This is a genomic window from Luteimonas dalianensis (genome assembly GCF_049339425.1).
Lineage (GTDB): Bacteria > Pseudomonadota > Gammaproteobacteria > Xanthomonadales > Xanthomonadaceae > Luteimonas > Luteimonas dalianensis.
Genome location: NZ_JBMPPO010000002.1, coordinates 35016 through 57153, shown reverse-complemented (window position 1 = coordinate 57153; position 22138 = coordinate 35016). Strand labels below are relative to the sequence as shown.

Below are 22138 nucleotides of genomic sequence, written 5' to 3'. Positions count from 1 at the left end.
CCCGCCCCTGGCCCGCGCATCCGCTTGCGCGCCGCCATGGGGAGCAGGGGCATTGCACATGGATGACCTCGAACCCGCGCCCGCGCGGGGCGATGAGCCACGGACAGGCTGCGCCACCACCACGACCGGGCCGCCAGCGGCACGCCCGCCTGCTCTCCCCCACGCTCCAGAGGAAATCCACCGATGTACAGAACCACCACGCTCGCCACGGCGCTCGCCCTGGCGCTGGGCCTGCACGCCCCGGCGCATGCGCAGACCGCCTCCAGCTCCTCCACCCCGGCCGTGGCGATGGCCGGCGCCAGCGATGGCCAGCTTGCCGCGCGCGTCGACAGCGGCACCGTGAGCGGCGTGGTGACCGACGCCGGCCGCGGCGGCTACCTCGCCGGGGCCGAAGTGCGCATTGCCGGCCAGAACGTGGTCGACGTGACCGGCTCCGACGGCAGCTTCACCATGCACCGGGTGCCGGCCGGCCGCCATGAGCTGACGGTCAGCTACGTCGGCCGCGACGATTTCACCCAGCACGTCGACGTCGTCGCCGGCCAGACCACGTCGATCGTCCTGGACGTCGGCCAGTCAGGCAACGTCGAGGCCGCCGACTTCGACGCGGTGGTGGTCACCGCCGCGCGCCCGATCGCCGAGTCCGAGTACGCGGCCCTGCAGGCCCAGCGCGCCTCGACCTCGCTGGTCAACGTGGTTGCCGCCGACTCCATCGGCCGCTTCCCCGACCAGAACGTCGCCGCCGCCCTCAGCCGCCTGCCCGGCATCGCGGTGGAGCGTGACCAGGGCCAGGAGCGCTACGTCAACCTGCGCGGCGCGCCCTCGCGCTGGACGACCATCGCCTTCGACGGCGTCAACGTGATCAGCCCGGCCGGCCGAGTCGCCCGCCTGGACACCATTCCCTCGGCCATCGGCAGCCAGGTCATCGCCCGCAAGGCGATCACCGCCGCCATGCCCAGCGAAACCCTGGCCGGCAACATCGACATCATCACCCGCAGCCCGTTCGACTACGAAGGCCTGAAGATCGGCGGCGACCTGGGCATCGGCTACAACGACCTGGGTGGCGGCAAGCAGTACAACTGGGGCGGCTTCATCTCCAACAAGTTCGCCGATGACCGCTGGGGCGTGCTGGTGTCGGCCAGCAAGTACTCGCGCGACATGGTCACCGACAACTTCGAGTCCGACCCTGAAGTCGCCGACGAGGACCAGGAGCCGGGCAACGACCAGCGCGTGTGGTTCGACGCCCACCAGAACAAGCTCTACCGCCTCACCCGCGAGAACGAGTCGGTCAGCGGCCGCCTGGAGTTCCGCCCCGACAGCAACCACAGCTTCTTCCTGAGTTCCATCTACACCCGCTTCACCGACCACGAAATGCGCAACGCGTGGGAGTTCGACTTCGACGCCGACGCGGTCGATACCGACAGCGGCGAGCGCGGCGACGGCTATGCCGACGTCCGCACCGGCAACACCCCGTACCTGGGCACCGTGTACGGCGTGGAGATGGACACCACCCAGAACATCGGCAACTCCGAGCAGAGCATCTTCACCACCACCCTGGGCGGCGACCAGTCGTTCACCGACTGGCGTACCAGCTGGCGGGTGAACTACACCCGCGCCGAGGACAAGGGCGGCCCCGGCTTCGGCTCCACCTGGGTCAGCCCGGAAGACCGCAGCCTGCGGCCGACCGTCGACTACGACTTCACCAACCGCGAGCTGCACCGCGTCACCCTGTGGGAGACCATCGTCAACCCCGACGGCTCCTTCTCCAAGGGCAACCTGAAGCGCTCGCTGGACTCGCACGACTATGACTTCGTGCGCCTCACCTCGGGCGAGGACAAGGCGGTCACCGACTCCTACAGCACCCGCCTGGACCTGTTCCGCGACATCGACCTGTTCGGCCAGCCCACCGAGCTGCAGTTCGGCTTCCAGTACGACGACCGTACCAAGGAGATGAACGAGACCGAGTTCCTGATCGACGCCGACCACCTGGCCGCCGCGGGCATTGCCATGCCGACCATGGCCGGCATCGCCACCGACAAGCCCTACAAGGGCAACCTGCCGCTGGGCTACGCCTTCCGCTACCACGACGAGGCCAAGGCCTGGGCCCTGCTCAACGGCCTGCGCGCCCAGGGCGTGGGCGAGTACGACGACGTGGTTGCGTTCGAGGAGTGGTACAAGGTCACCGAGCAGATCGCCGCCGTCTACGGCATGGTCACCAGCCACTACGACTGGGGCAACGTGGTTGCCGGCGTGCGCGGCGAGTACACCCGCAACGAATCCTCCGCCCACACCGAGGACGACGACGGCAACTTCGCTCCGGTCACCATCACCGAGAGCGGCGTGGAGTTCTTCCCCAGCGTGCACGTCAACTGGGACCTCAACGACGAGATGAAGCTGCGCTTCTCGGCCAACACCGGCGCCGCCCGACCGGACTACACCGACCTGCGCCCGAACTTCGCCATCAGCGACGAGGACCAGGAGATCGACGGCGGCAACCCGTATGCGGAGACCGAGAAGTCGATCGGCTTCGACGCCTACTTCGAGTGGTACATGCGTCCGCAGGGCTTCTTCTCGGCCGGCGTGTACTACAAGGACCTGCGCGACGTGCTGTTCGACGTCTCCATCCCGCAGTTCGGCAGCGATGACCTCAACACCCCGGACATCGACCGCTCCGAGTACCGCTACTTCACCCTCGCCAACGGCGGCGACGGCCATCTGATGGGCCTGGAGATGGCGTACTCGCAGAAGTTCGGCTGGCTGGCCGAGCGCTTCAACCTGCCGATGTGGGTGGGCGACTTCGGCGTGACCGCCAACGTCAACTTCAACGACAGCGAAGCGACCACCCCGGACGGCCGCAAGGTCTCCCTGCCGGGCACCTCGGACACGATCTACAACGCGTCGGTGTACTACGAGGCCTACGGCCTGTCGGCCCGCCTGAGCTGGCAGCACCGCACCGAGTGGATCGACGGCATCGGCGACGGCGACATCATGGGCGACGAGTACTGGGACGACGTCGGCCGGCTGGACTTCTCGCTGCGCTATGCCTTCAACGACAACGTCGAGATGTACTTCGACGCCAACAACCTGCTCAACGAGCCGGGCATCCGCTACCAGGGTGACCGCCGTCGGGTCAGCGAGTTCGAGCGGTTCGGCCAGCGCTTCATGGCCGGCGTGCGCCTGAACTTCTGACCCCGGGTGGCAACGGGCCGGCCCGCGCACCGACGCGGGCCGGCCCCTGCTTTTGTGGGGCTACCAGGGGATCGTTTCCCCGTCCGTGCCGATGAAGCGGCCGCTGTCGGTGGGCTGCACGGCATCGGCCTGCCGCAGCACACCCGCCACCGCGTCCTCCGGCGCCACCTCGGCGTCGGCGCCGCCCATCTCGGTGCGCACCCAGCCGGGGCTGATCGCGAACACCACGATCTCGCGCCCGCCCAGCGCCTGGGCCATCAGCACCGTGGCCATGTTCAGCGCCGCCTTGCTGATGTTGTAGCTGGGGGTGCCGAAGCGTTTGGTTTCGGTGATCGAGCCCAGCCGCGAGGACAGGTTCACCACCCGCGCGCCGTCGGCCAGCAGCGGGGCCAGCGCCTGGGTCAGCAGCAGCGGGCCCATCGCGTTGATGCGGAAGCTGTGCTCCAGGTTGTCCGCGCCCAGGCGGCCGAAGCGCTCGCCCGAATGCAGCACGCCGGCGTTGTTGAGCAGCAGGCCCAGGCGGGCCGGCTCCTTGCCGTCGTCGCCTCCCAGCACCAGCGGCAGCTCGCGGGCCAGCTCCGCGTGCGACTTCGGCTCGGCCACGTCCAGCGGCAGCACGTGCAGGCGGCCGGGGTATTCGCCGGCCAGGGCATTGAGCGCGGTGGCCCTGCCGGGCTGGCGGCAGGTGGCCACCACCCGGTCGCCGCGGGCCAGCAGCTGGCGGGTGAATTCAAGGCCGAGGCCGCGGTTGGCGCCGGTCACCAGCGCGTGCAGGGAATTGTCCATGGCCGCCAGTGTGCCGCATCAGCGGTTGGCGCGGGCTCAGCGCGGCGGCTGAACGGACTCCGCTGCCGCCCCTGTCCGGACGGCGCCGCCGGTTGCCAGCCGCCGCCCCAGCCAGCACTATCGGCCGCGTATTCACATGGTGACCGCCCGATGCGCCAGCTGCTGATTCCCGTTTCCCTTGCTTTGGCCTTGGGTGGCTGCACCTGGGTGAAGATGGCCCCCGGCGCCAGCGCCGTGCGCATCGCGTCCTCGGCGCCCACCGGCTGCCAGAAGCTGGGCGAGGTGGAGGTCTCGGTGAAGCACTCCATCGCCTTCGTCGAGCGCAACCCGCTGCGGGTGCGCGAGGAGCTGGAGACCCTGGCCCGCAACGAAGGCCCCGGCCTGGGCGCCGACACCATGCACGCGCTGACCGAGCCGCTCAACGGCACCCAGCGCTTCGCCGCCTGGCGCTGCGGCGGGGCCGGCTGAACGGGGGAAACGGTGAAAAATGCGCCAACTTCCGGAAGCCTGTAACATTGGTTCTCTTTTGTCCCCGTTTCCGGTACGCCCATCATGCTGTTCCAACACGTCGCCATCGCCGGCCTGGCCCACATCGACGCGCCGCGCCGGCTCTCCAGTGACGAGCTGAACGCCCGCCTCAAGCCCACCCTGGACAAGCTCGGGATCCGCTACGACGTCTTCAACGACATCGCCGGCATCAGCGCCCGGCGCCTGTGGGACGGCGACGTGAAGGCCTCCGATGCCGCCACCCTGGCCGGGGTGAAGGCGCTGGCCGACGCCGGCATCGACCCGGACAAGGTCGGCCTGCTGGTCAACACCTCGGTCAGCCGCGACTACCTGGAGCCGTCCACGGCCAGCATCGTCAGCGGCAATCTGGGCCTGGGCGACGAGTGCCAGAACTTCGATATCGCCAACGCCTGCCTGGCCTTCATCAACGGCATGGACATCGCCAGCCGCATGATCGAGCGTGGCGAGATCGACTACGCCCTGATCGTCGACGGCGAGACCGCCGACCTGGCCTACGAGAAGACCATCGAGCGCATGACCCGCGCCGACGTCACCGCCGAGGATTTCCGCAACGAGATGGCCACGCTCACGCTGGGCTCCGGCGCCGCCGCCATGGTCATGGCCCGCGCCGAGCTGGCCCCGGGCGCGCCGCGCTACCGCGGCGGCGTCACCCGCGCCGCCACCGAATGGAACAAGCTGTGCCGGGGCAACCTGGACGGCATGGTCACCGACACCCGCACCCTGCTGATCGAGGGCGTGAAGCTGGCCCAGAAGACCTTCCAGGTCGCCAGCCAGAAGCTTGGCTGGGTGGTCGGCGAGCTGGACGAGTTCGTCATCCACCAGGTCAGCAAGGCCCACACCAAGGCCTTCACCCGCGCCATGGGCATCGACCCCAAGAAGGTCATGACCATCTTCGGCGAACACGGCAACATCGGGCCGGCATCGGTGCCGATCGTGCTCAGCAAGCTGCGCGAGGAAGGACGACTGAAGAAGGGCAACCGGATTGCGCTGCTGGGCATCGGCTCGGGGCTGAACTGCTCGATGGCCGAGGTGGTCTGGTAAGCGCCGTCGCCCATTGATGCATGCGGGGGCCGGCTTGTCCGGCCTCCGTCGTTTCCGGTCCTCGCGGCGGGCTGATTTCCATCCCGGCCCTGCTGGCCGCCGGGGTGCCGCCGGTGCAGGCGATCGCCACCAACAAGGTGCAGTCGAGGGCCAAGCCATACAATGCAGGAGGCTGCCCACCAGGACTGGAAATGACAGCTGATCGACGCCTTTCCTTCCGCCGCGCGCTCTTGGTATTCCTGTTGGCGCTGGCCGGTTCCGTCACCGGCATCCTGCTCGGCCCGCGCATCGTCGCCGCATTCGACGGGGCGCCCGGGTGGCTGCTGCCCGCCGTCATGATGGTTTCGGTGCTGCTCGCCCTGGTCGCGGCGTACGTGGCCTTCCGGATCGCCAGCCGCAAAGCGCAATGACCCGCAGCCGCCGGAGTACGGCGGCGCCATGATCGCCCGGCCCCCGGCGTGGGAGCCGTGGCGCCAGGGATTACTTCGGGGCGAGGACGGGCTTGCGCGGCATCAGCTCCTCGCGCATCGCCGCGTGATACGCGAACGAGGCCACGATCGCCGCCGCCTGCTTCAGGTCCTCGGGCTCCACGTGGTCCCAGGTGTCCAGGTGGGTGTGGTGGACGTTGGTGAAGTAGTCGAGCCGGTCCTGGATGAACTGGAAGCCGGGCAGGCCGACGCGATCAAACGCGATGTGGTCGGTGCTGCCGGTGTTGCGTGTGGCCACGGTCGTGGCGCCAACGTCGTGGAAGGGCTTGAGCCAGGCTTCGAAGATCGGCATCGCCGCCAGGTTCTCCTGGGCGTAGATGCCGCGGAAGCGGCCCGAGCCGTTGTCCATGTTGAAGTAGACCGAGAAGCGGTCGTAGTCGCGGGTCTTGCGCAGGGCGCCGGTGGGTTCGCGCAGCGAGGCCGGCAGCGCCTTCTGCGCCGGGTCGGTGGGTTCGGGCCAGGCGGCGAAGTTGCGCGCGACGTAGTCCTGCGAGCCCACCAGGCCCTGCTCCTCGCCGCTCCACAGCGCCACCCGGATGGTGCGGTCGGGCTGCGCGCCCACCGCCTTGAGGATGCGCATGGCCTCCATCATGACCGCGACGCCGGCGGCGTTGTCGGCGGCGCCGGTGCCGGTGTGCCAGGAGTCCATGTGCGCGCCCATCATCACGATCTCGGCGGCCTTGCGCCCGCGGCCGGGGATCTCGGCGATGGTGTTGTAGCCGGGCTGGTTGGCCTCGTGGATGAAACGCGCGTCGACGTTGACGCGCAGGCGCACGGTCTGCCCGGCCTTGAGCGCGCGCACCAGCGGGTTAAAATGCTCGGCGATCATCGCCAGCTCCGGGATGCCCACCGGCTCGCCGGCCTTGCGCGAACCGCCGCCGGCGACGCGGATGATGCCGTTGTCCCAGCTGCTGATGCTGATCGCGGCCAGCGCGCCTTCCTCGGCGAAGAAGGTGTTCACGGCCCGGTTGAGCTCCTGGCGCTCGCCGTACTCCCTGACCCGCTTCGCCCGGTCGGCGTCCGCGGTCCTGGGCACGGTGAACTGCTGCAGTCCTTCCAGCGACGTGGCGTCGTGGCGGTGCGAATCCGGTTCGGTGCCGCGCTTGTATTCGCGGGCCTCGCCCAGCAGCAGGATCTTGCCACCCAGCTTGCCGCGGTAGGTCTCGATGTCGGCCAGCTTCTTGATCTCCACGTGCACCAGCTCGCCTTCCACCGGGCCGTTGGTGCCCGGGGTCCAGGCCTTGGGCAGGGCGTGCAGCTGCTGGGCGCGGTCGCTGAGCATTTCCACGCTGGCCGAGCTGAACTCCCAGCCGCGGCCGAAGTCGTCGAAGGCGTCGTCGTGAACGTTGGCCAGGCCCCATTCGTTGAACTTGCCGCGGGTCCAGGCATTGGCCTGGGCCATCTGCGGGGAGTTGGTCAGGCGCGCGCCGATGTTCTCGGTGAGGTGGCTGAAAGTCGCCATCACCTGCGAATTGTGGAAGGCCTCCTGGCGGATCCGGCTGACCATGTCCAGGTCGACCGGCTCATTGGCCACGGCCAGGCCGCTGAGGAGGGCCAGGCCGGCCACCAGTGCACAACGCTTCAACATCGGGATTTCCTTTCGCGCCACGGTGCGGCGCCTGCGGCCGGAAACTCTAGCGGCAACGGGCGCCGCGCTCACCGGCCTTTAGTCACGGGGCGCTGCATCCGCCGCGGGACGGTCCTGCATGCGTCATGACGATCGCGCCCCGGTTAGTATCGCCAGCCCTCCCGACCTGCGGTCCGACGGCGTGGCGCGCAACCCCTTTTTCTCCGGAATGGTCGCATTCGCGCTGGCGGCCGCCGTGGTCCTGGCGGCCGGGTGGGGCGCGCTGGCGCTGTGGTTCCAGCTGCCTGGCCAGGCGCCGGTGCGGCTGCTGGTGATCGCCGGGTGGTGCCTGCTTGGCCTGGGCGCACTGGTGGCCTGCATCCGCCGGCGCGGGAAGTGGGGGCGCCGGGCGTTGCCGGGTTTCGGCCTTGCGCTGGTTGCGCTGCTGGCCTGGTGGAGCACGCTCACGCCGTCGCACGACCGCGAGTGGGCGGACGATGTCGCCCGGCTGCTGGTGCCCGAGGTCTCTGGCAGCCACGTCACCCTGCACAACGTGCGCAACTTCCAATGGCGCACCGCCGAAGACTACACCGCGCGCTGGGAGACCCGCGAATACGACCTGGACCGGCTGGTTTCGGCCGACCTGGTGATGTCTTACTGGATGGGACCGGCAATCGCGCACACGCTTGTTTCGTTCGGCTTTGATGACGGTCAGCGGCTGGTGTTTTCGCTGGAGATCCGCAAGGAGCGGCAGGAGTCGTTCTCGGCCATCGGCGGGTTTTTCCGCAGGTTCGAGCAGGTGCTGGTGGCGGCCGACGAGAACGACATCGTGCGCACGCGCAGCAACGCCCGCGGCGAGGACGTCTACCTGTACCGGCTGGATGTGCCGCCCGAGGCGCTGCGGGCCCTGTTCGCCGGCTACCTCGACGAGGCCGCGGCGCTGCGCAGGGAGCCGGCGTTCTACAACACGCTGACCAGCAACTGCACCACGATCATCTTCGCGCTGGCGCGCCGCATCGCCCCCGGAATCCCGCTCGACTACCGGCTGCTGCTGTCCGGCTACTTCGCGCGCTACGTGCATGACCAGGGCGGGCTGGCGTCCGGCTACGCGTATGAAGAACTGCAGCAGCGCGGTTACATCAATCCGCGCGCCACCGCGCTGCCGGCCGATGCCGGGCCGGAAGAGTTTTCCAGCGTGATCCGGCAGGGCGTGCCGGGAGCGGGCGGCGCAGGGGGTTCCCGGCCGGCGGGCAACGCCCCGTAATCCGCCGCGGCCTTACAATCGCAGCCCCTGCCTGCGCCCCGCCTTCATGCGATTTCCAGACTACCCCACCAGTCCCCAGCGCTTCCTCGTCCGCCCCGGCATCCAGATGTCCTACCTCGATGAGGGCCCGCGCGACGGCGAGGTGGTGGTGATGGTCCACGGCAATCCGTCGTGGAGTTTCTACTGGCGGCATCTGGTGGCGGGGCTTTCCGATCGCTACCGGTGCATCGTGCCCGACCACGTGGGCATGGGCCTGTCGGACAAGCCGGATGACGCGCCCGGCGCGTCGCCGCGCTACGACTACACCCTGCAGTCGCGGGTGGACGACCTGGGTGCGCTGCTCGACCACCTGGGCATCGACGGGCCGGTGACGCTGGCGGTGCACGACTGGGGCGGGATGATCGGCTTCGGCTGGGCGCTGGCGCACAGCGGGCGGGTGAAGCGGCTGGTGATCCTCAACACGGCGGCGTTCCCGCTGCCCGAGGTGAAGCCGATGCCGTGGCAGCTGACGATGGGGCGCGATTCGCGCGTCGGCGGCTGGCTGATCCGGCGCTTCAACCTGTTTGCGCGCGGGGCGGCGCTGCTGGGCACCAAGCGGAAATTGCCGGCCGACGTGCGCCGTGGCTACACGGCCCCGTATGACGGCTGGAAAAACGCCATCAGCACCCTGCGCTTCATGCAGGACATCCCGCTGCGCGCGGGTGACCGCGCCTGGCCGCTGCTGGAGCAGGCGGCGGCGGCGCTGCCCGGCTATGCGGACCGGCCGGCGTTCATTGGCTGGGGGCTGAAGGACTTCGTGTTCGACCACCACTTCCTCGACGGCTTCCGCAGGGCGCTGCCGCAGGCGCAGGTGCATGCGTTCGAAGATTCGGGGCACTACGTGCTGGAGGACAAGCACGAGGTGCTGGTGCCGGAAATCCGGGCCTTCCTGGATGCGAATCCGCTGCCCGGCTGAGGCGGGACGCGCCGTTCCACCGGCTTGACCGGGCCGGGGCGCCGGCGGCGCTATGCTGGCCGTATTCCCCGCCCGGAGCTTGGACATGGCAGACGCCGCCCGCGTGCGTGCGCAGAGCACGCAGACCGATTACATCGTCGATTTCACCAATCCCGCCGGCCACCGCTGGCAGGCCGACGAGCCCGAGTCGCTCGGCGGCGGCGACACCGCGCCCGATCCGATGCAGCTGGTGCTCTCGGCGCTGGGCGCGTGCACCGCGATCACGCTGAAGATGTACGCGGCGCGCAAGCAGTGGCCGCTGGAAGACGTGACGGTGGATCTGGTGCTCAACCCGGACGGCAAGCCGGAGGCCGGCAACGACATCCAGCGCCGGGTGGCGCTGAAGGGCGACCTGGACGAGGCCCAGCGCGAGCGCCTGAAGCAGATCGCCGAGGCCTGTCCGGTGCACAAGCTGCTGGCCGGGGAGATCCGGATCGATACGGCGCTGGCTGGTTGATGGGCCGTTCCCGGGTGTCGGGGGCGTAGGCAGTGAACGATCCAGGTGTTGCCAGCGGTGATGGGCACAAGCGGCGATAATCGGGCGATGACCGAGCCCTGCAACATCGCCGCCGCCCTGCCGCGCCTGGCGGCCGAAGCCCCCGACCGCATCGCCATGCGCTACCCCGGCCGCGACGGCAGCTACGCCAACGCGCTCACCTATGGCGAGCTGGACCACCGCAGCAACGCCATCGCCGCCGGGCTGGCCATGCGCGGGATCGTGCGCGGCAGCCGGGCGGTGGTGATGGTGCGGCCCACGCCCGAGTTCTTCCTGCTGATGTTCGCGCTGTTCAAGGCCGGCGCGGTGCCGGTGCTGGTGGACCCGGGCATCAACAAGCGTGCCCTGCGCCAGTGCCTGGACGAGGCCGAGCCGCAGGCCTTCATCGGCATCCCGCTGGCGATGTTCGCGCGCGCGCTGCTGGGCTGGGCCAGGGCGGCGCGCACCCGCATCACCACCGGCGGCCGCGCGCTGCTGGCCGATGCCACCCTGGTACAAGTCGAGGCCGCCGGCGCCGGGGCCGGGCCGCAGCTGGTCGAGACCGGTCCGGACGACGTCGCCGCGATCCTGTTCACCAGCGGCTCCACCGGCGTGCCCAAGGGCGTGGTCTATCGCCACCGGCATTTCCTGGCCCAGGCGGAAATGCTGGGCAGCGCCTTTGGAATCCAGCCCGGCGGGGTGGATCTGCCCACGTTCCCGCCGTTCGCGCTGTTCGACCCGGCGCTGGGCCTGACCTCGATCATCCCCGACATGGATCCGACCCGGCCGGCGCGGGCCAGCCCGGTGAAGCTGCACGCGGCGATCGAGCGCTTCGGCGTCGACCAGCTGTTCGGCTCGCCGGCGCTGATGCGGGTGCTGGCCGAGTACGGCAAGCCGCTGCCGACCCTGAAGCGGGTGACCTCGGCCGGCGCGCCGGTGCCTTCGGAAGTCGTGGCGCGCATGCGCGAGCTGCTGCCCGGCGATGCCGGATTCTGGACGCCCTATGGCGCCACCGAGTGCCTGCCGGTGTCGGTGGTGGAGGGCGCCGAGCTGGTCGCCCTGCGCGATCGCACCGCCCAGGGCGCAGGGACCTGCGTGGGCCGGCCGGTGCCGCCGAACGAGGTGCGCATCATCCGCGTCAGCGACGACGCCATTCCCGAATGGTCGGACGCGCTGATGGTCGGCGGCGGCCTGGTCGGCGAGATCACCGTGGCCGGGCCCACGGTCACCGACACCTACTTCAACCGCGACGGGCAGACCCGGCTGGCCAAGATCCGCGAAACGCTGCCCGACGGCAGCGAGCGCATCGTCCACCGCATGGGCGACCTGGGTTACTTCGATGCCGAAGGCCGGCTGTGGTTCTGCGGCCGCAAATCGCAGCGGGTGGTCACCGCCGGTGCCGGCACGCTGTGCACCGAGCAGGTCGAACCCGTCTTCAACACGCATCCGGACGTTGCGCGCACCGCCCTGGTCGGCATCGGCGAGCGCGGCTCCCAGCGGCCGGTGCTGTGCGTCGAGCCGGGGCCGGGCGTTGCGAAAGACCAGTACGGGCGCATCGTGGACGAGCTGCGGCACATCGGCGAGGGCCACGTGCACACGGCGAAGGTGGAGACGTTCCTGTTCCACCCGGGCTTTCCGGTCGACATCCGCCACAACGCCAAGATCGGGCGCGAGAAGCTGGCGCAGTGGGCGCAGGCGCAGCTCAGGCGCACCCCGGGCGGGCACGGCGCAACGCAGGGGAAGGTGCAGTGAAGATCCTGGTGACCGGCGGCGGCGGGTTCCTCGGCCAGGCGCTGTGCCGCGGCCTGGTGGGGCAGGGACATGAGGTCAGCAGCTTCAACCGCGGCCACTACCCGGAGCTGGACGCGCTGGGCGTGCGCCAGGTGCGCGGCGACCTCGCCGACGCTGCTGCGGTGATGGCTGCCACGCAGGGCGCCGAGGCCATCTTCCACAACGCCGCCAAGGCCGGCGCCTGGGGTGATTACGACAGCTACCATCGCGCCAACGTGGTCGGCACGCAGAACGTGCTCGACGCCTGCCGTGCGCACGGCATCGGCCGGCTGGTATACACCTCCACGCCCAGCGTCACCCACCGCAAGACCCACCCGGTCGAGGGCGGCACCGCGGAGACCGTGCCCTACGGCAGCGGCTTCAAGGCGCCGTATGCGACCACCAAGACCATTGCCGAGAAGGCGGTGCTGGCGGCCAACGGCCCGGACCTGGCCACGGTGGCGCTGCGCCCGCGGCTGATCTGGGGGCCGGGCGACAACCAGCTGCTGCCGCGGATGGTGGAGCGGGCCAAGGCGGGGCGGCTGCGTTTCGTCGGCGACGGCAGCAACCGCATCGACACCACCTACATCGACAATGCCGCCGACGCCCACTTCAAGGCCTTCGAGCACCTGGCCCCGGGCGCGGCCTGCGCCGGAAAGGCCTACTTCATCAGCAACGGCGAGCCCAAGCCGGTGCGCGAGATCCTCAACGGCCTGCTGGCCGCGGCCGGCGCGCCGCCGGTGACAAAGACCGTGCCGTTCCGCGTTGCCTATGCGGTCGGGGCGGTGAGCGAAACGCTGTGGCCGCTGCTGCGCCTGCGCGGCGAGCCGCCGCTCACCCGTTTCCTGGCCGAGCAGCTCAGCACCACCCACTGGTACGACATGGCCCCGGCCACCCGCGACTTCGGCTACGTGCCCAGGGTTTCGATTGCCGAAGGGCTCGAACGGCTGGCGCAGGCGTGGCGGGCGCGCTGAGCTCACGCGCCGCCGACAAAGCTGAAAGCGCTCCCGCGGGCCGGTTCATCATCACCGGTTGAAGACCGGCCCCCCGGCAAGATCGACCCACCAGCCCACAGCCCACAAGGGAAAGGTCGAGACCATGCTCAACTATGCCGTGCTGTTTTTCGTGCTTGCCATCATCGCCGGGGTGCTCGGATTCTCCGGACTCGCCGGTGCCATGGGCAACATCGCCTGGATCCTGTTCGTCGTCTTCCTGGTGATCGCGGTGATCTCGCTGATCCGCGGTCGAGGAATCTAGGCGACCCGCGCGCAAGCGTCGAAGAGCCCGCCGGAGACGGCGGGCTTTTTCGTGGGCGGCCGCGGCGAACCCGCGCCGCTGCGCCGCTACAATGCGGCCATGACCGCTCCGCCACGCTCCCCGCTGTCTTCGCTCAAGCCGCTGGCCGGCCGTGCCCTCGAGGCCGCGCTGGCGCGCGCGCTGGAGCTTGATCCGGACACCCGCGACGCACTCGGCCCGCTCGACGGCCGCCGCCTGGTGCTGCGGCTGGATTCGCCGCCGCTGGCCCTGCAGCTGACGGTGCGCGATCGCCAGCTCAAGGTCGGCCCGGTCGAGCAGGAGCACGAGCCGGACCTGGCCGTACGCACCACCCTGGCCGGGCTGCTGTCGCAGGTGCCCGGCCTGCGCCCGGGCGAGGGCGCGCCGGTGGGGAAGATGCGGATCGAAGGCGACGCCGAGCTGGCGCGGCGGGTGCAGGGGCTGGCGAAGGGGTTTGACCCGGACTGGGAGGCGCCGTTCGCGGCCGCCTTCGGCGACGTGCTCGGGGTGCAGATCGCCCGGGCGCTGGGCGGCGCGCTGCGCCAGGCGAAGGTGGCCGGCGGATCGCTGGCGCGCAGCGCCGCCGAGTTCGTCACCGAGGAGTCGCGCGACGTGGTCGCACGCGGTGAGCTGGAAGCCTTCTACGAGGACGTGGACACCCTGCGCGACGACGTCGAACGGCTGGAGGTGCGGATCCGGCGGCTGCGCGCCGCGGCGGGCCTGGCCGCATGAGTTCGCTGGGAAGGATCGCGCGCATCGGCCGGGTGCTGCTGCGCTACCGCCTGGATTCGCTGCTGGACGGCACCTCGGGCGAGCGCTGGCTGAAGCTGATGCGGCCGTTCGTGCCGCGTGCCTCGCGCGAGGTGCAGGCGCTGCCGCGCGGCGCGCGCCTGCGCCTGGCGCTGCAGGAGCTGGGCCCGCTGTTCGTCAAGTTCGGCCAGATCCTCTCCACCCGCCGCGACCTGGTGCCGCCGGATATCGCCGAAGAGCTGGCGCTGCTGCAGGATCAGGTGGCGCCGTTCGACGGCGACGTGGCGCGCCGGCTGGTGGAGGAGGCGCTGGAGCGCAGCATCGGCGAGGCCTTCGCCAGCTTCGACATCGAGCCGCTGGCCTCGGCCTCGATCGCCCAGGTGCACGCGGCCACGCTGGCCGGCGAGGGCGGCGCGCCGCCGCGCGAGGTGGTGGTGAAGGTGCTGCGGCCCGGGATCGAGAAGCAGATCGCGGACGACATCGCGGTGCTGCGCACGCTGGCCGGGCTGGTCGAGCGCACCCATCCGCGCGCCAACCGGCTGCGCCCGCGCGAGATCGTGGCCGAGATCGAGAACACCCTGGCCGCCGAGCTGGATCTGCAGCGCGAGGGCGCCAACGCCTCGGTGCTGCGGCGCAACTGGCTGGGCTCGGCCGACATGTACGTGCCCGAGCCGATCTGGTCGCACACCGCCGAGCGGGTGCTGACCCTGGAGCGGGTGAGCGGGATTCCCAGCGACGACATCGCCGCGCTGGACGCGGCCGGCATCGACCGCCGCGCGCTGGCGGCCAAGGGCGTGCGGGTGTTCTACACCCAGGTGTTCCGCGACAACTTCTTCCACGCCGACGCCCACGCCGGCAACATCTGGGTCGATGAGAACCGCCGCGAGGATCCGCGCTTCATCGCCCTGGATTTCGGGATCATGGGCCAGCTCTCGGGCGAGGATCAGTACTACCTGGCCGAGAACTTCATGGCCATCTTCAACCGCGACTACCGGCGCATCGCCGAGCTGCACCTGCAGGCCGGCTGGATGCCCGCGCACGTGCGCCTGGACGAGCTGGAGGCGGCGGTGCGCGGGGTGTGCGAGCCATACTTCACCCGGCCGCTGTCGGAGATCTCGCTGGCCGAGGTGCTGGGCAAGCTGTTCCGCACCGCGCAGAAGTACGAGCTGACCCTGCAGCCGCAGCTGATCCTGCTGCAGAAGACGTTGCTCAGCATCGAGGGGCTGGGCCGGCTGCTGGATCCGAAGATCGACATCTGGGCGGTGGCGCGGCCGGTGCTGGAGAAGATCCTGGCCGAGCGCTACAGCCCGAAGCGGCTGGCGCGCGAGTTCCGCCGGCGGCTGCCGGAGCTGGTGACGAAAACGCCGGAGATGCCGCGCCTGGTGCACGCCTGGCTGGATCAGCAGGTGAGCGGCCGGCACGAGCTGCAGATGCGCTCGAACGACATGGTGGCGCTGACCGCCGAGATCCGCGCGCTGCAGCGCAGGGCGGTGGCGGCGATTGCCGGGGCCGGGCTGCTGGTCGCCGCGGCCGTGCTGTACGGCCTGGACGCCGGTGGCCCGGAGATCGCCGGCGCTCCCGTTGCCGCCTGGGCGGCCGGCCTGTGCGGCCTGGCCGCCCTCATCGCCGCCTGGCGCCGCGGCTGACGTCGGGCGCGCTCCTACTCTTCCACGCGAGTGGGCTCCTTGCCCTTGGCGGCCTCGAAGTCGCCGGCGACGAAGTAGGAAATGTCCGCCGGGCGCAGGTGCCGCTGCAGCGCGGCGAGCACGCTTTCAGGCGTCTGCGCGCGCAGGTCGTCCTCGAACTTCGCGGCGTCGGCCATGGTGCGATCCAGGTACAGGTTTGATGCCAGCCGGCCCACCAGCTCGCCGTCGTTGGCGCGTGAGGTGCGGCGCCCCTCCAGCATGCCGTCCAGCGCCTCGCCCAGCTCCTCTTCGGAAACGCCTTCCTCCAGCAGCAGTGCCAGCTCCTCGGCGATCGCGGTCTCCACCGAGGGGATGTTCTCCGGCGCGGCGATGGCGTAGATTGTGAAGCTGCCGGCCTCGTCCAGGGCGCTGGCGTTGAAGCCCGAACCCACGCCGTAGCTGAGCCCCTCGCGCTGGCGGATGCGGTCGGCCAGGCGCGACTTGAGGATGCCGCCGCCGAGGATCTGGTTGCCCAGCACCAGCGCCGGGTAGTCCTCGTGATCCTGGCCCACCGGCACCGGCAGCATGGCCAGCAGCATCGCGTTCGGCTTGTCCGGGGTCTCCAGCTGCTGGCGCACCGCCGGCATCGGATGGTAGGGGCTGGGGATGCGGGTGAAGGCCACCTGCGCGTTCCAGTCGCCGAACAGCTCGTCCACCTGCGCCTGCACGGCCTCGGCGTCGACGTCGCCGATGATCGCGATGCTGGCCCCGCCGGTGCCGTAGAAGTCACGGTGGAAGGCCTGCACGTCGTCGCGCTGCAGCGCCTGCATGGCCTCGATCTGCTCCTCGAAGCTGAGCGACTTGAACGGGTGCCCCTCCGGCCAGCGGTCGAAGTACCGGCTCATGGCCTGGCTGGCCACCGCCTGCGGCTCGGTCATGCTGTTGCGGATGCCGGTGAGCATCTGCGTGCGCAGCTGTTCGAACTCGCTTTCGGGGAAGGCCGGGTTGCGCAGCACGTCCGCGGCCAGCTCCAGCAGCGCCGGCAGGTTGTCGCGGTCGGTGGTGGCGCGAAGGTTCACGACGTTGCCGCTGCCGCCGACGTTGAGCGTGGACTTGAGCGCGGTCAGCCGCTGCGAGATCGCGGCGCGATCCAGCTCGCCGGTGCCGCGGGTCAGCATGGCCGGCACCATCCAGCCGTCGACGGCGCGGCCGGTGAGCGACTGCTCATCGCCCAGGCGCAGGTTGATCTGCAGCTGCACCGATTGTCCGCGCGTGGACTTGGCCAGCACCGCAAGCTCGGCTTCGTTGGCAAGCGCCGAGGTGGCGGTGCGGGTGTCGATGTTGGCCGGCGACGGATCGAACGCCTCGCCGGCGGCCATCGCCTCGCGGCCTTCATAGCCCTCGAGCAGGGTGGCGGCGTCGGGCGCGGTGGCGATCTCGATGCGCTCCGGGGCCTCGGTGGGAACGAAGCGCCCGCCGGTGCGGTTGTTGCGCTGCAGGTAGGCTTCGGCCACGCGGTTCACGTCGTCGGTGGTGACCTGTTCGACCCGGTCGCGGCCGAGCAGGAACAGCCGCCAGTCGCCCTGGGCAATGGACTCGGACAGGGCCACGCCGATCGCGTTCGGGTCGCGCATGGCCACTTCCGCGCCGGTCAGCAGCCGCTGTCGCGCCTGCTCGACCTCCGCGTCGGTGAACGGGTTGGCGGCCGATTCTTCCACCAGCGCCAGCAGCTCTTCCTCCAGCGCGTCCACGTCGCTGTCGGCCGGCGCTTCGGCCAGGAACAGCATCAGGCCGGGCGCGTCCATGGAAAAGTCCATGCTCATCACCCCGGTGGCCTTGCCGCCTTCGACCAGCGCCTGGTGCAGGCGCCCGGTGGGCGTGTGGCCCAGCACCTGGGTGAGCACCGCCACCGCGGCGCTGTCCGGATGGCGGCCGGCGGGAATGTGGTAGGCCAGGCCCACGTACGGGGTCTTGCCGACCCGGCGCACGGTGACGTAGCGCTCGCCGTCCTGCGCCGGCTCCACGGTGTAGCCCCGCGCGAGCTCGCGCTCCGGGCGGGGGATGGCGCCGAAGCTGTCGGCCACCAGCTGCAGGGTCGCCTCGGGCTCGAAGTCGCCGGCAATCACCAGCACCGCGTTGTCGGGCTGGTACCAGGTGCGATAGAAGGCCTGCAGGCGGTCGATCGGCACGTTCTCCACGTCCGAGCGCGCGCCGATGGTGGAGTTGGCGTAGTTGTGCCACAGGTAGGCGGTGGAGAAGATCCGCTGCATCAGCACCCGCACCGGGTTGTTCTCGCCCGACTCCATCTCGTTGCGCACCACGGTCATCTCGCTATCCAGGTCCTCGCGCGAGATGTGCGAGTTGACCATGCGGTCGGCTTCCATCTGCAGCAGCCAGGCCAGGGTGTCGGGACTGGTGGCGAAGCTGGCGAAGTAGTTGGTGCGATCCAGCCAGGTGGTGCCGTTGAAGCGGATGCCGCGCTTGCGCATCTCGCCGGGGATGTCCTCGTGGGTGGGCGTGCCCTTGAACACCAGGTGCTCAAGCAGGTGGGCCATGCCGGTCTCGCCGTAGTTCTCGTGGCGCGAGCCGACCAGGTAGGTGACGTTGACGGTGGTCACCGGCTTGCTCGGATCGGGAAACAGCACCACCCGCATGCCGTTGGTCAGGGCGTATTCGCTGATGCCCTCGGCGCTGAGCACCGGCTCCGTGGGCGCCTGCTGGCGGGCCTGGGCCGGGATGGCCAGGAAGAACGCGAGCGCAAGCGCCGCCAGTACCGCGGCCATGCGCCGCGGACGAATCAAACGTGTGGACATCGAGCTTTCCCTTCCTGGGTTGGAGCGGGGAAAATAGCAAAACTGCCGGAACCTTTCCGGCGCGGGGCGGGCGTGGTGATGCAAGCAGCGCGTGGCGAGGACGTTGCCGACGGGGGCGCAGGCGCGGGCGGGGTCGGGGTTGTCTACGCGGATTCGCAGCTGGCCGTGGTCAGCAAGCCGGCTGGCCTGCTGGTGCACGACAGCCGCCTGGCGGCCGGGGAAAGCGACTTCCTGGTCGACCGCCTGCGCGCGCAGTTCGGGCGCCGGGTGTTCCCGGCGCACCGGCTGGATCGCGCCACCAGCGGCTGCCTGCTGCTGGCCTTTGACAGCGCCACCGCCGGCGCCCTGGGCGAACAGCTGATGTCGCGCACGGTGGGCAAGGAGTACCTGGCGGTGTGCCGCGGCTGGCCGGAGGAGGCGTTCACCGTGGATCATCCGCTCGACGGCGGGCCGGGCAAGCCGGCGAAAAAGCCGGCGCTGACCCGCTTCGAGCGCCTGGCCACGGCCGAGCTGGAGATGCCCTCGGCCGGCTTTGCGACATCACGCTACGCGCTGCTGAAGGCGTCGCCTGAAACCGGCCGCTTCCGCCAGATCCGCCGCCACCTCAAGCACGCCTCGCATCACCTGGTCGGCGACACCAGCCACGGCGACGGCCGCCACAACCGCAACTTCCGCATGCTCGGCATCCACCGCATGCTGCTGCACGCGTGGCGGCTGGAGTTCGAGCATCCGGGCGACGGCCGGCGGCTGGCGGTCAGCGCGCCGCCGGATGCGCAGTTCAACCGGGCCCTGGCGCTGTTCGGCGCCGGGGCCGCGGAGCGCTTCGCCTAGTCAGTCGCCAGTTCGGCGGCGATGTCCTGCTCCAGCTGCTGCAGCAGCGGCAGCACCATCTGCTGCACCGCGTTCATGGTGTTCTGCATCAGCTGCGGCATCTTGTCGAGCGTGTTCTGCCCGGCCGGGCTTTCGTAGAAGCCGATCATCGCCTCCACGTCGTCGGCGGTGAAGGTCTGGGCGTAGATGTCCCGGTACACCGGGCCCATCCGCTCCCAGGTCAGCAGTTCGGCCATCGTGGAGTTGGTGGCCTCCAGCGCCCGGTTGATACGCGCGCGCTCCTCGTCGTCCAGATCCTCTTCGGCGGTCATCTGCGCCACCATCTGCTGCTGCATGGCCTGCACCTGGGGCAGGGTCGCATCCAGGGTCTGCTTTGCGCGCATGACTTCAAGCAGGCGGTCGACCTGGGCCTCGCTGGGCTGCTGGGCAGCGGCCAGCGGGGCGGCGGCCAGCAGCACGGCGAGCGCGAAAATACGGGTGAGTTGCTTCATGGGAGCGGATCCTTGGCTTTGGAGTGCGCATCCTCGCCGCATGCCCGCGCGGATGCAATCGCGGGCAGCGGTCACCGCCAGGCCATAGAATCGGGCGCCAGGAGGGTGCTGTTGATGGCGACGGTGGAGATTCCCGAGGACGAGATCGTGGAGCGTTTCATCCGCGCGTCCGGCCCCGGCGGGCAGAACGTCAACAAGGTGGCGACGGCGGTCGAGCTGCGCTTCGACATCGCCGGCTCGCCGTCGCTGGCGGAGCCGGTGCGCGAACGGCTGCTGGCGCGCCGCGACCGGCGGGTGACCGCCGAAGGGGTGCTGGTGATCACCGCCCGGCGCTTCCGCACCCAGGAGCGCAACCGCGAGGATGCGCGCCAGCGCCTGCACGACTTCATCGCCAAGGGCGTCAAGCCACCCACGCCGCGCATTCCCACCCGTCCCGGACGCGCCGCCAAAGAGCGGCGGCTGCAGGAAAAGCGGGTGCGGGCGAAGATCAAGCGCGGCCGGTCGACCACGGGATGGGAGTAGGGATTGGAACAGGAAACCGAGCAGCCATTGCTGCCCGACGTGCCGCCGAGCGTGCCGCGGGTGCCCTACAGCCGCTTCACCCGCTGGTTCGGCCGCACCGTGCTCAGGCTCGGCGGCTGGCGCGTGACCGGCCCCATTCCCGACCTGCCCAGGGCGGTGCTGATCGCCGCGCCGCACTCCTCCAACTGGGACGGGCTGTGGGGGTTCGCCGCCAAGCTGGCGCTGGGGCTGCGCATCACCGTGCTGGGCAAGCAGCAGCTGTTCTGGTGGCCGCTGTCGGTGCTGCTGTACAGGCTGGGGGTGATCCCGGTCGACCGCGATGCGCCGCAGGGCACGGTGGGCCAGGCCGCGCAGATGCTGGTGCGCGCGGACAGGCTGTGGTTCGCGCTGGCCCCGGAGGGCACCCGCAAGCGGGTTGAACACTGGAAGACCGGCTTCTGGAAGATCGCCGACGCCACCCGCCTGCCGATCGTGCCGGCCTACTTCCACTACCCTGAAAAAACCATCGGCATCGGCGAGCCGTTCCATACCACCGGCAACGTCGACGCCGACATGGCCCGCATCCGCGAGTGGTACCGGCCGTGGCGGGGGCGCAACCGGGGGACGGAGTGACATGCGCTCACTGCGGTGGTGCAGGCCGGCGGGCTGAGTGCCTTCAGCGTTCCGAATGCCCGCTGTCGTAATAGTCGCGGCGGGTGAACAGATCCGGCTTGACCAGGTCGATGAAGGCGCGCGCCGGCGCCGAGAGCAGCTTGCCCTTGCGCATGATCACGCCGTAGCTGCGTCCCGGGAACAGCTTGCCCAGCGGGCGGACGGCCAGGTTTTCGGCATCGGCCTCGTTCACGCAGGCCGAGGAAATGATGCTGATGCCCATGCCCATCGCCACGTACTGCTTGATCACCTCCCAGCCGTCGACCTCCAGCGCCACGTGGTAGGGCACCCGGCTGCGCTGGAACACCTGGTCGACCAGGCGCAGGGTGACCTGGCGGCGCGGCGGCAGGATCAGGTCGTGGGCGGCGATGTCCTCCAGGCTGGGGCCCGCATGGCTGGCAAGGGGGTGGCCGCGCGGGGCGATCAGCACCTGGTCGAAGCGGTACACCTGCGCGTAGTCGATGTCGGCGGGCACGTCGACCATGGAGCCGAAGGTCAGGTCGACGGTGTTGTTGCGCACCAGCTCGGCGCCGTCGGCGGTGATCGCGCTGTGCAGCACCAGGCGCACGCCGGGGTGGGCGGCGCGGAAGGCGGCGATGAGCCTGGGCAGCAGGTACAGGGTGGTGGTGCTGTTGGCGGCAATGTTGAGCTCGCCCGCGTCCAGGCCCCGCACCCGCTGGCGGAAGGCGTCGGGCAGGGCGTCCAGGCCTTCGACCAGCGGGAGCGCCAGCTCGTACAGCACCTCGCCCTCGCGGGTGGGCACCATGCGCCGGCCGCTGCGCTCGAGCAGCGGCATGCCCAGCTCGCGCTCCAGCGCCTGCAGCTGCTGGGTCACCGCCGGCTGGCTGACGAACAGCGCCTCGGCCGCGCGCGACACCGAGCCCAGCCTGGCGGTCTGGCAGAACGCCCGCAGGGGCTTGAGGCGGTCGCCCTTGTAGGCGAGACGGGGCGTGGTGGCGGGCTTTCTGGCCATTGTTTCCGTTGAAATAAGATTTTCTGATGATATGAATTGAAAAAAATGCTTTGTCAAATAGCTGGCGCAGGGGGAGGGTGGTTCCGCACCGCAGCAAACCAGGAACCC

20 protein-coding genes are annotated in these 22138 nt (G+C 70.1%); 15 read left to right on the top strand and 5 right to left on the bottom strand.

What is annotated here, in order from left to right:
• Positions 1–183 precede the first annotated feature (183 nt).
• On the top strand, positions 184–3186 hold the full coding sequence (locus ACOZ90_RS02480; protein WP_422892053.1) for a TonB-dependent receptor: 3003 nt from the start codon (positions 184–186) through the stop codon (positions 3184–3186).
• Between the two features lie 60 nt (positions 3187–3246).
• Here the strand turns inward: ACOZ90_RS02480 and ACOZ90_RS02475 are convergent, their stop codons facing one another.
• A complete protein-coding gene (locus ACOZ90_RS02475) occupies positions 3247–3972 on the bottom strand; it encodes an SDR family oxidoreductase (protein WP_422892052.1) in 726 nt (241 codons plus the stop codon).
• Positions 3973–4122: 150 nt separating this feature from the next.
• On the opposite strand from ACOZ90_RS02475, the gene ACOZ90_RS02470 reads away from it, so the two are divergent.
• From ACOZ90_RS02470 to ACOZ90_RS02460, 3 genes are all read left to right on the top strand, one after another.
• Positions 4123–4440: a DUF4156 domain-containing protein gene (locus ACOZ90_RS02470; protein ID WP_422892051.1), complete on the top strand. Its 318-nt coding sequence runs from the start codon at positions 4123–4125 to the stop codon at positions 4438–4440.
• Between the two features lie 84 nt (positions 4441–4524).
• Complete coding sequence (locus tag ACOZ90_RS02465; protein ID WP_422892050.1) at positions 4525–5541, top strand: 3-oxoacyl-ACP synthase III; 1017 nt, start codon at positions 4525–4527, stop codon at positions 5539–5541.
• A 191-nt stretch (positions 5542–5732) separates the two neighbouring features.
• Positions 5733–5951 (top strand): hypothetical protein, encoded by a 219-nt coding sequence (locus tag ACOZ90_RS02460; RefSeq protein WP_422892049.1) that lies wholly within the window; start codon positions 5733–5735, stop codon positions 5949–5951.
• Positions 5952–6021: 70 nt separating this feature from the next.
• On the opposite strand, the gene ACOZ90_RS02455 is transcribed toward ACOZ90_RS02460, so the two are convergent.
• Positions 6022–7617 carry a M20/M25/M40 family metallo-hydrolase gene (locus ACOZ90_RS02455; protein ID WP_422892048.1) on the bottom strand — a complete coding sequence of 532 codons (1596 nt, stop codon included), beginning with the start codon at positions 7615–7617 and terminating at the stop codon, positions 6022–6024.
• A 208-nt stretch (positions 7618–7825) separates the two neighbouring features.
• Here ACOZ90_RS02455 and ACOZ90_RS02450 point away from each other — a divergent pair, with 208 nt between their 5' ends.
• The 8 genes from ACOZ90_RS02450 to ubiB all read left to right on the top strand — a co-directional run bounded on the left by ACOZ90_RS02450 (position 7826) and on the right by ubiB (position 15770).
• Positions 7826–8860 (top strand): Lnb N-terminal periplasmic domain-containing protein, encoded by a 1035-nt coding sequence (locus ACOZ90_RS02450; protein WP_422892410.1) that lies wholly within the window; start codon positions 7826–7828, stop codon positions 8858–8860.
• 46 nt (positions 8861–8906) lie between these two features.
• Complete coding sequence (locus ACOZ90_RS02445) at positions 8907–9815, top strand: alpha/beta fold hydrolase (RefSeq protein ID WP_422892047.1); 909 nt, start codon at positions 8907–8909, stop codon at positions 9813–9815.
• Positions 9816–9900: 85 nt separating this feature from the next.
• The gene (locus tag ACOZ90_RS02440; RefSeq protein WP_422892046.1) at positions 9901–10311 is read left to right on the top strand and encodes an OsmC family protein; all 411 of its coding nucleotides are present in this window, start codon (positions 9901–9903) and stop codon (positions 10309–10311) included.
• A gap of 87 nt (positions 10312–10398) precedes the next feature.
• Complete coding sequence (gene oleC / locus ACOZ90_RS02435; RefSeq protein WP_422892045.1) at positions 10399–12081, top strand: olefin beta-lactone synthetase; 1683 nt, start codon at positions 10399–10401, stop codon at positions 12079–12081.
• Complete coding sequence (gene oleD / locus ACOZ90_RS02430; protein WP_422892044.1) at positions 12078–13073, top strand: 2-alkyl-3-oxoalkanoate reductase; 996 nt, start codon at positions 12078–12080, stop codon at positions 13071–13073. The genes oleC and oleD overlap by 4 nt, the downstream gene beginning before the upstream one ends.
• A 124-nt stretch (positions 13074–13197) precedes the next feature.
• Positions 13198–13356, top strand: coding sequence for a DUF1328 domain-containing protein (locus tag ACOZ90_RS02425; protein WP_422892043.1), 159 nt, complete (start codon positions 13198–13200; stop codon positions 13354–13356).
• A gap of 99 nt (positions 13357–13455) precedes the next feature.
• Positions 13456–14106 carry a ubiquinone biosynthesis accessory factor UbiJ gene (locus tag ACOZ90_RS02420; protein ID WP_422892042.1) on the top strand — a complete coding sequence of 217 codons (651 nt, stop codon included), beginning with the start codon at positions 13456–13458 and terminating at the stop codon, positions 14104–14106.
• Complete coding sequence (ubiB, locus tag ACOZ90_RS02415) at positions 14103–15770, top strand: ubiquinone biosynthesis regulatory protein kinase UbiB (RefSeq protein ID WP_422892041.1); 1668 nt, start codon at positions 14103–14105, stop codon at positions 15768–15770. Before ACOZ90_RS02420 ends, ubiB begins: the two co-directional genes overlap by 4 nt.
• Positions 15771–15784: 14 nt before the next feature.
• On the opposite strand, the gene ACOZ90_RS02410 is transcribed toward ubiB, so the two are convergent.
• The gene (locus tag ACOZ90_RS02410) at positions 15785–18562 is read right to left on the bottom strand and encodes a M16 family metallopeptidase (protein WP_422892040.1); all 2778 of its coding nucleotides are present in this window, start codon (positions 18560–18562) and stop codon (positions 15785–15787) included.
• Positions 18563–18640: 78 nt separating this feature from the next.
• Between ACOZ90_RS02410 and ACOZ90_RS02405 the strand changes: the two genes are divergently transcribed.
• On the top strand, positions 18641–19393 hold the full coding sequence (locus tag ACOZ90_RS02405) for a pseudouridine synthase (protein WP_422892039.1): 753 nt from the start codon (positions 18641–18643) through the stop codon (positions 19391–19393).
• Here ACOZ90_RS02405 and ACOZ90_RS02400 read toward each other — a convergent pair.
• A complete protein-coding gene (locus tag ACOZ90_RS02400; RefSeq protein WP_422892038.1) occupies positions 19390–19884 on the bottom strand; it encodes a DUF2059 domain-containing protein in 495 nt (164 codons plus the stop codon). The two genes, ACOZ90_RS02405 and ACOZ90_RS02400, sit on opposite strands and share 4 nt — an antisense overlap.
• 114 nt (positions 19885–19998) lie before the next feature.
• Here ACOZ90_RS02400 and arfB point away from each other — a divergent pair, with 114 nt between their 5' ends.
• Positions 19999–20406 (top strand): alternative ribosome rescue aminoacyl-tRNA hydrolase ArfB, encoded by a 408-nt coding sequence (gene arfB / locus ACOZ90_RS02395; RefSeq protein ID WP_422892037.1) that lies wholly within the window; start codon positions 19999–20001, stop codon positions 20404–20406.
• 3 nt (positions 20407–20409) lie between these two features.
• The gene (locus ACOZ90_RS02390; RefSeq protein WP_422892036.1) at positions 20410–21018 is read left to right on the top strand and encodes a lysophospholipid acyltransferase family protein; all 609 of its coding nucleotides are present in this window, start codon (positions 20410–20412) and stop codon (positions 21016–21018) included.
• A 43-nt stretch (positions 21019–21061) separates the two neighbouring features.
• Here ACOZ90_RS02390 and ACOZ90_RS02385 read toward each other — a convergent pair whose 3' ends face one another.
• Positions 21062–22030, bottom strand: a complete 969-nt coding sequence (locus ACOZ90_RS02385) for a LysR family transcriptional regulator (protein WP_422892035.1) — start codon at positions 22028–22030, stop codon at positions 21062–21064.
• Between the last annotated feature and the right edge of the window lie 108 nt (positions 22031–22138).

What these genes read in the sequence shown, in the direction of transcription:
- ACOZ90_RS02420 (WP_422892042.1), top strand. Translation starts at nt 13,456, where the DNA reads ATGACCGCTCCGCCACGCTCCCCGCTGTCTTCGCTCAAGCCGCTGGCC.
- ACOZ90_RS02460 (WP_422892049.1), top strand. Translation starts at nt 5,733, where the DNA reads ATGACAGCTGATCGACGCCTTTCCTTCCGCCGCGCGCTCTTGGTATTC.
- ACOZ90_RS02400 (WP_422892038.1), bottom strand. Translation starts at nt 19,884, where the DNA reads ATGAAGCAACTCACCCGTATTTTCGCGCTCGCCGTGCTGCTGGCCGCC.
- ACOZ90_RS02445 (WP_422892047.1), top strand. Translation starts at nt 8,907, where the DNA reads ATGCGATTTCCAGACTACCCCACCAGTCCCCAGCGCTTCCTCGTCCGC.
- ACOZ90_RS02480 (WP_422892053.1), top strand. Translation starts at nt 184, where the DNA reads ATGTACAGAACCACCACGCTCGCCACGGCGCTCGCCCTGGCGCTGGGC.
- ACOZ90_RS02470 (WP_422892051.1), top strand. Translation starts at nt 4,123, where the DNA reads ATGCGCCAGCTGCTGATTCCCGTTTCCCTTGCTTTGGCCTTGGGTGGC.
- ACOZ90_RS02475 (WP_422892052.1), bottom strand. Translation starts at nt 3,972, where the DNA reads ATGGACAATTCCCTGCACGCGCTGGTGACCGGCGCCAACCGCGGCCTC.
- ACOZ90_RS02385 (WP_422892035.1), bottom strand. Translation starts at nt 22,030, where the DNA reads ATGGCCAGAAAGCCCGCCACCACGCCCCGTCTCGCCTACAAGGGCGAC.
- arfB (WP_422892037.1), top strand. Translation starts at nt 19,999, where the DNA reads ATGGCGACGGTGGAGATTCCCGAGGACGAGATCGTGGAGCGTTTCATC.
- ACOZ90_RS02455 (WP_422892048.1), bottom strand. Translation starts at nt 7,617, where the DNA reads ATGTTGAAGCGTTGTGCACTGGTGGCCGGCCTGGCCCTCCTCAGCGGC.
- ACOZ90_RS02405 (WP_422892039.1), top strand. Translation starts at nt 18,641, where the DNA reads ATGCAAGCAGCGCGTGGCGAGGACGTTGCCGACGGGGGCGCAGGCGCG.
- ACOZ90_RS02425 (WP_422892043.1), top strand. Translation starts at nt 13,198, where the DNA reads ATGCTCAACTATGCCGTGCTGTTTTTCGTGCTTGCCATCATCGCCGGG.
- oleC (WP_422892045.1), top strand. Translation starts at nt 10,399, where the DNA reads ATGACCGAGCCCTGCAACATCGCCGCCGCCCTGCCGCGCCTGGCGGCC.
- ACOZ90_RS02410 (WP_422892040.1), bottom strand. Translation starts at nt 18,562, where the DNA reads ATGTCCACACGTTTGATTCGTCCGCGGCGCATGGCCGCGGTACTGGCG.
- ACOZ90_RS02440 (WP_422892046.1), top strand. Translation starts at nt 9,901, where the DNA reads ATGGCAGACGCCGCCCGCGTGCGTGCGCAGAGCACGCAGACCGATTAC.
- ACOZ90_RS02450 (WP_422892410.1), top strand. Translation starts at nt 7,826, where the DNA reads ATGGTCGCATTCGCGCTGGCGGCCGCCGTGGTCCTGGCGGCCGGGTGG.
- ACOZ90_RS02465 (WP_422892050.1), top strand. Translation starts at nt 4,525, where the DNA reads ATGCTGTTCCAACACGTCGCCATCGCCGGCCTGGCCCACATCGACGCG.
- ubiB (WP_422892041.1), top strand. Translation starts at nt 14,103, where the DNA reads ATGAGTTCGCTGGGAAGGATCGCGCGCATCGGCCGGGTGCTGCTGCGC.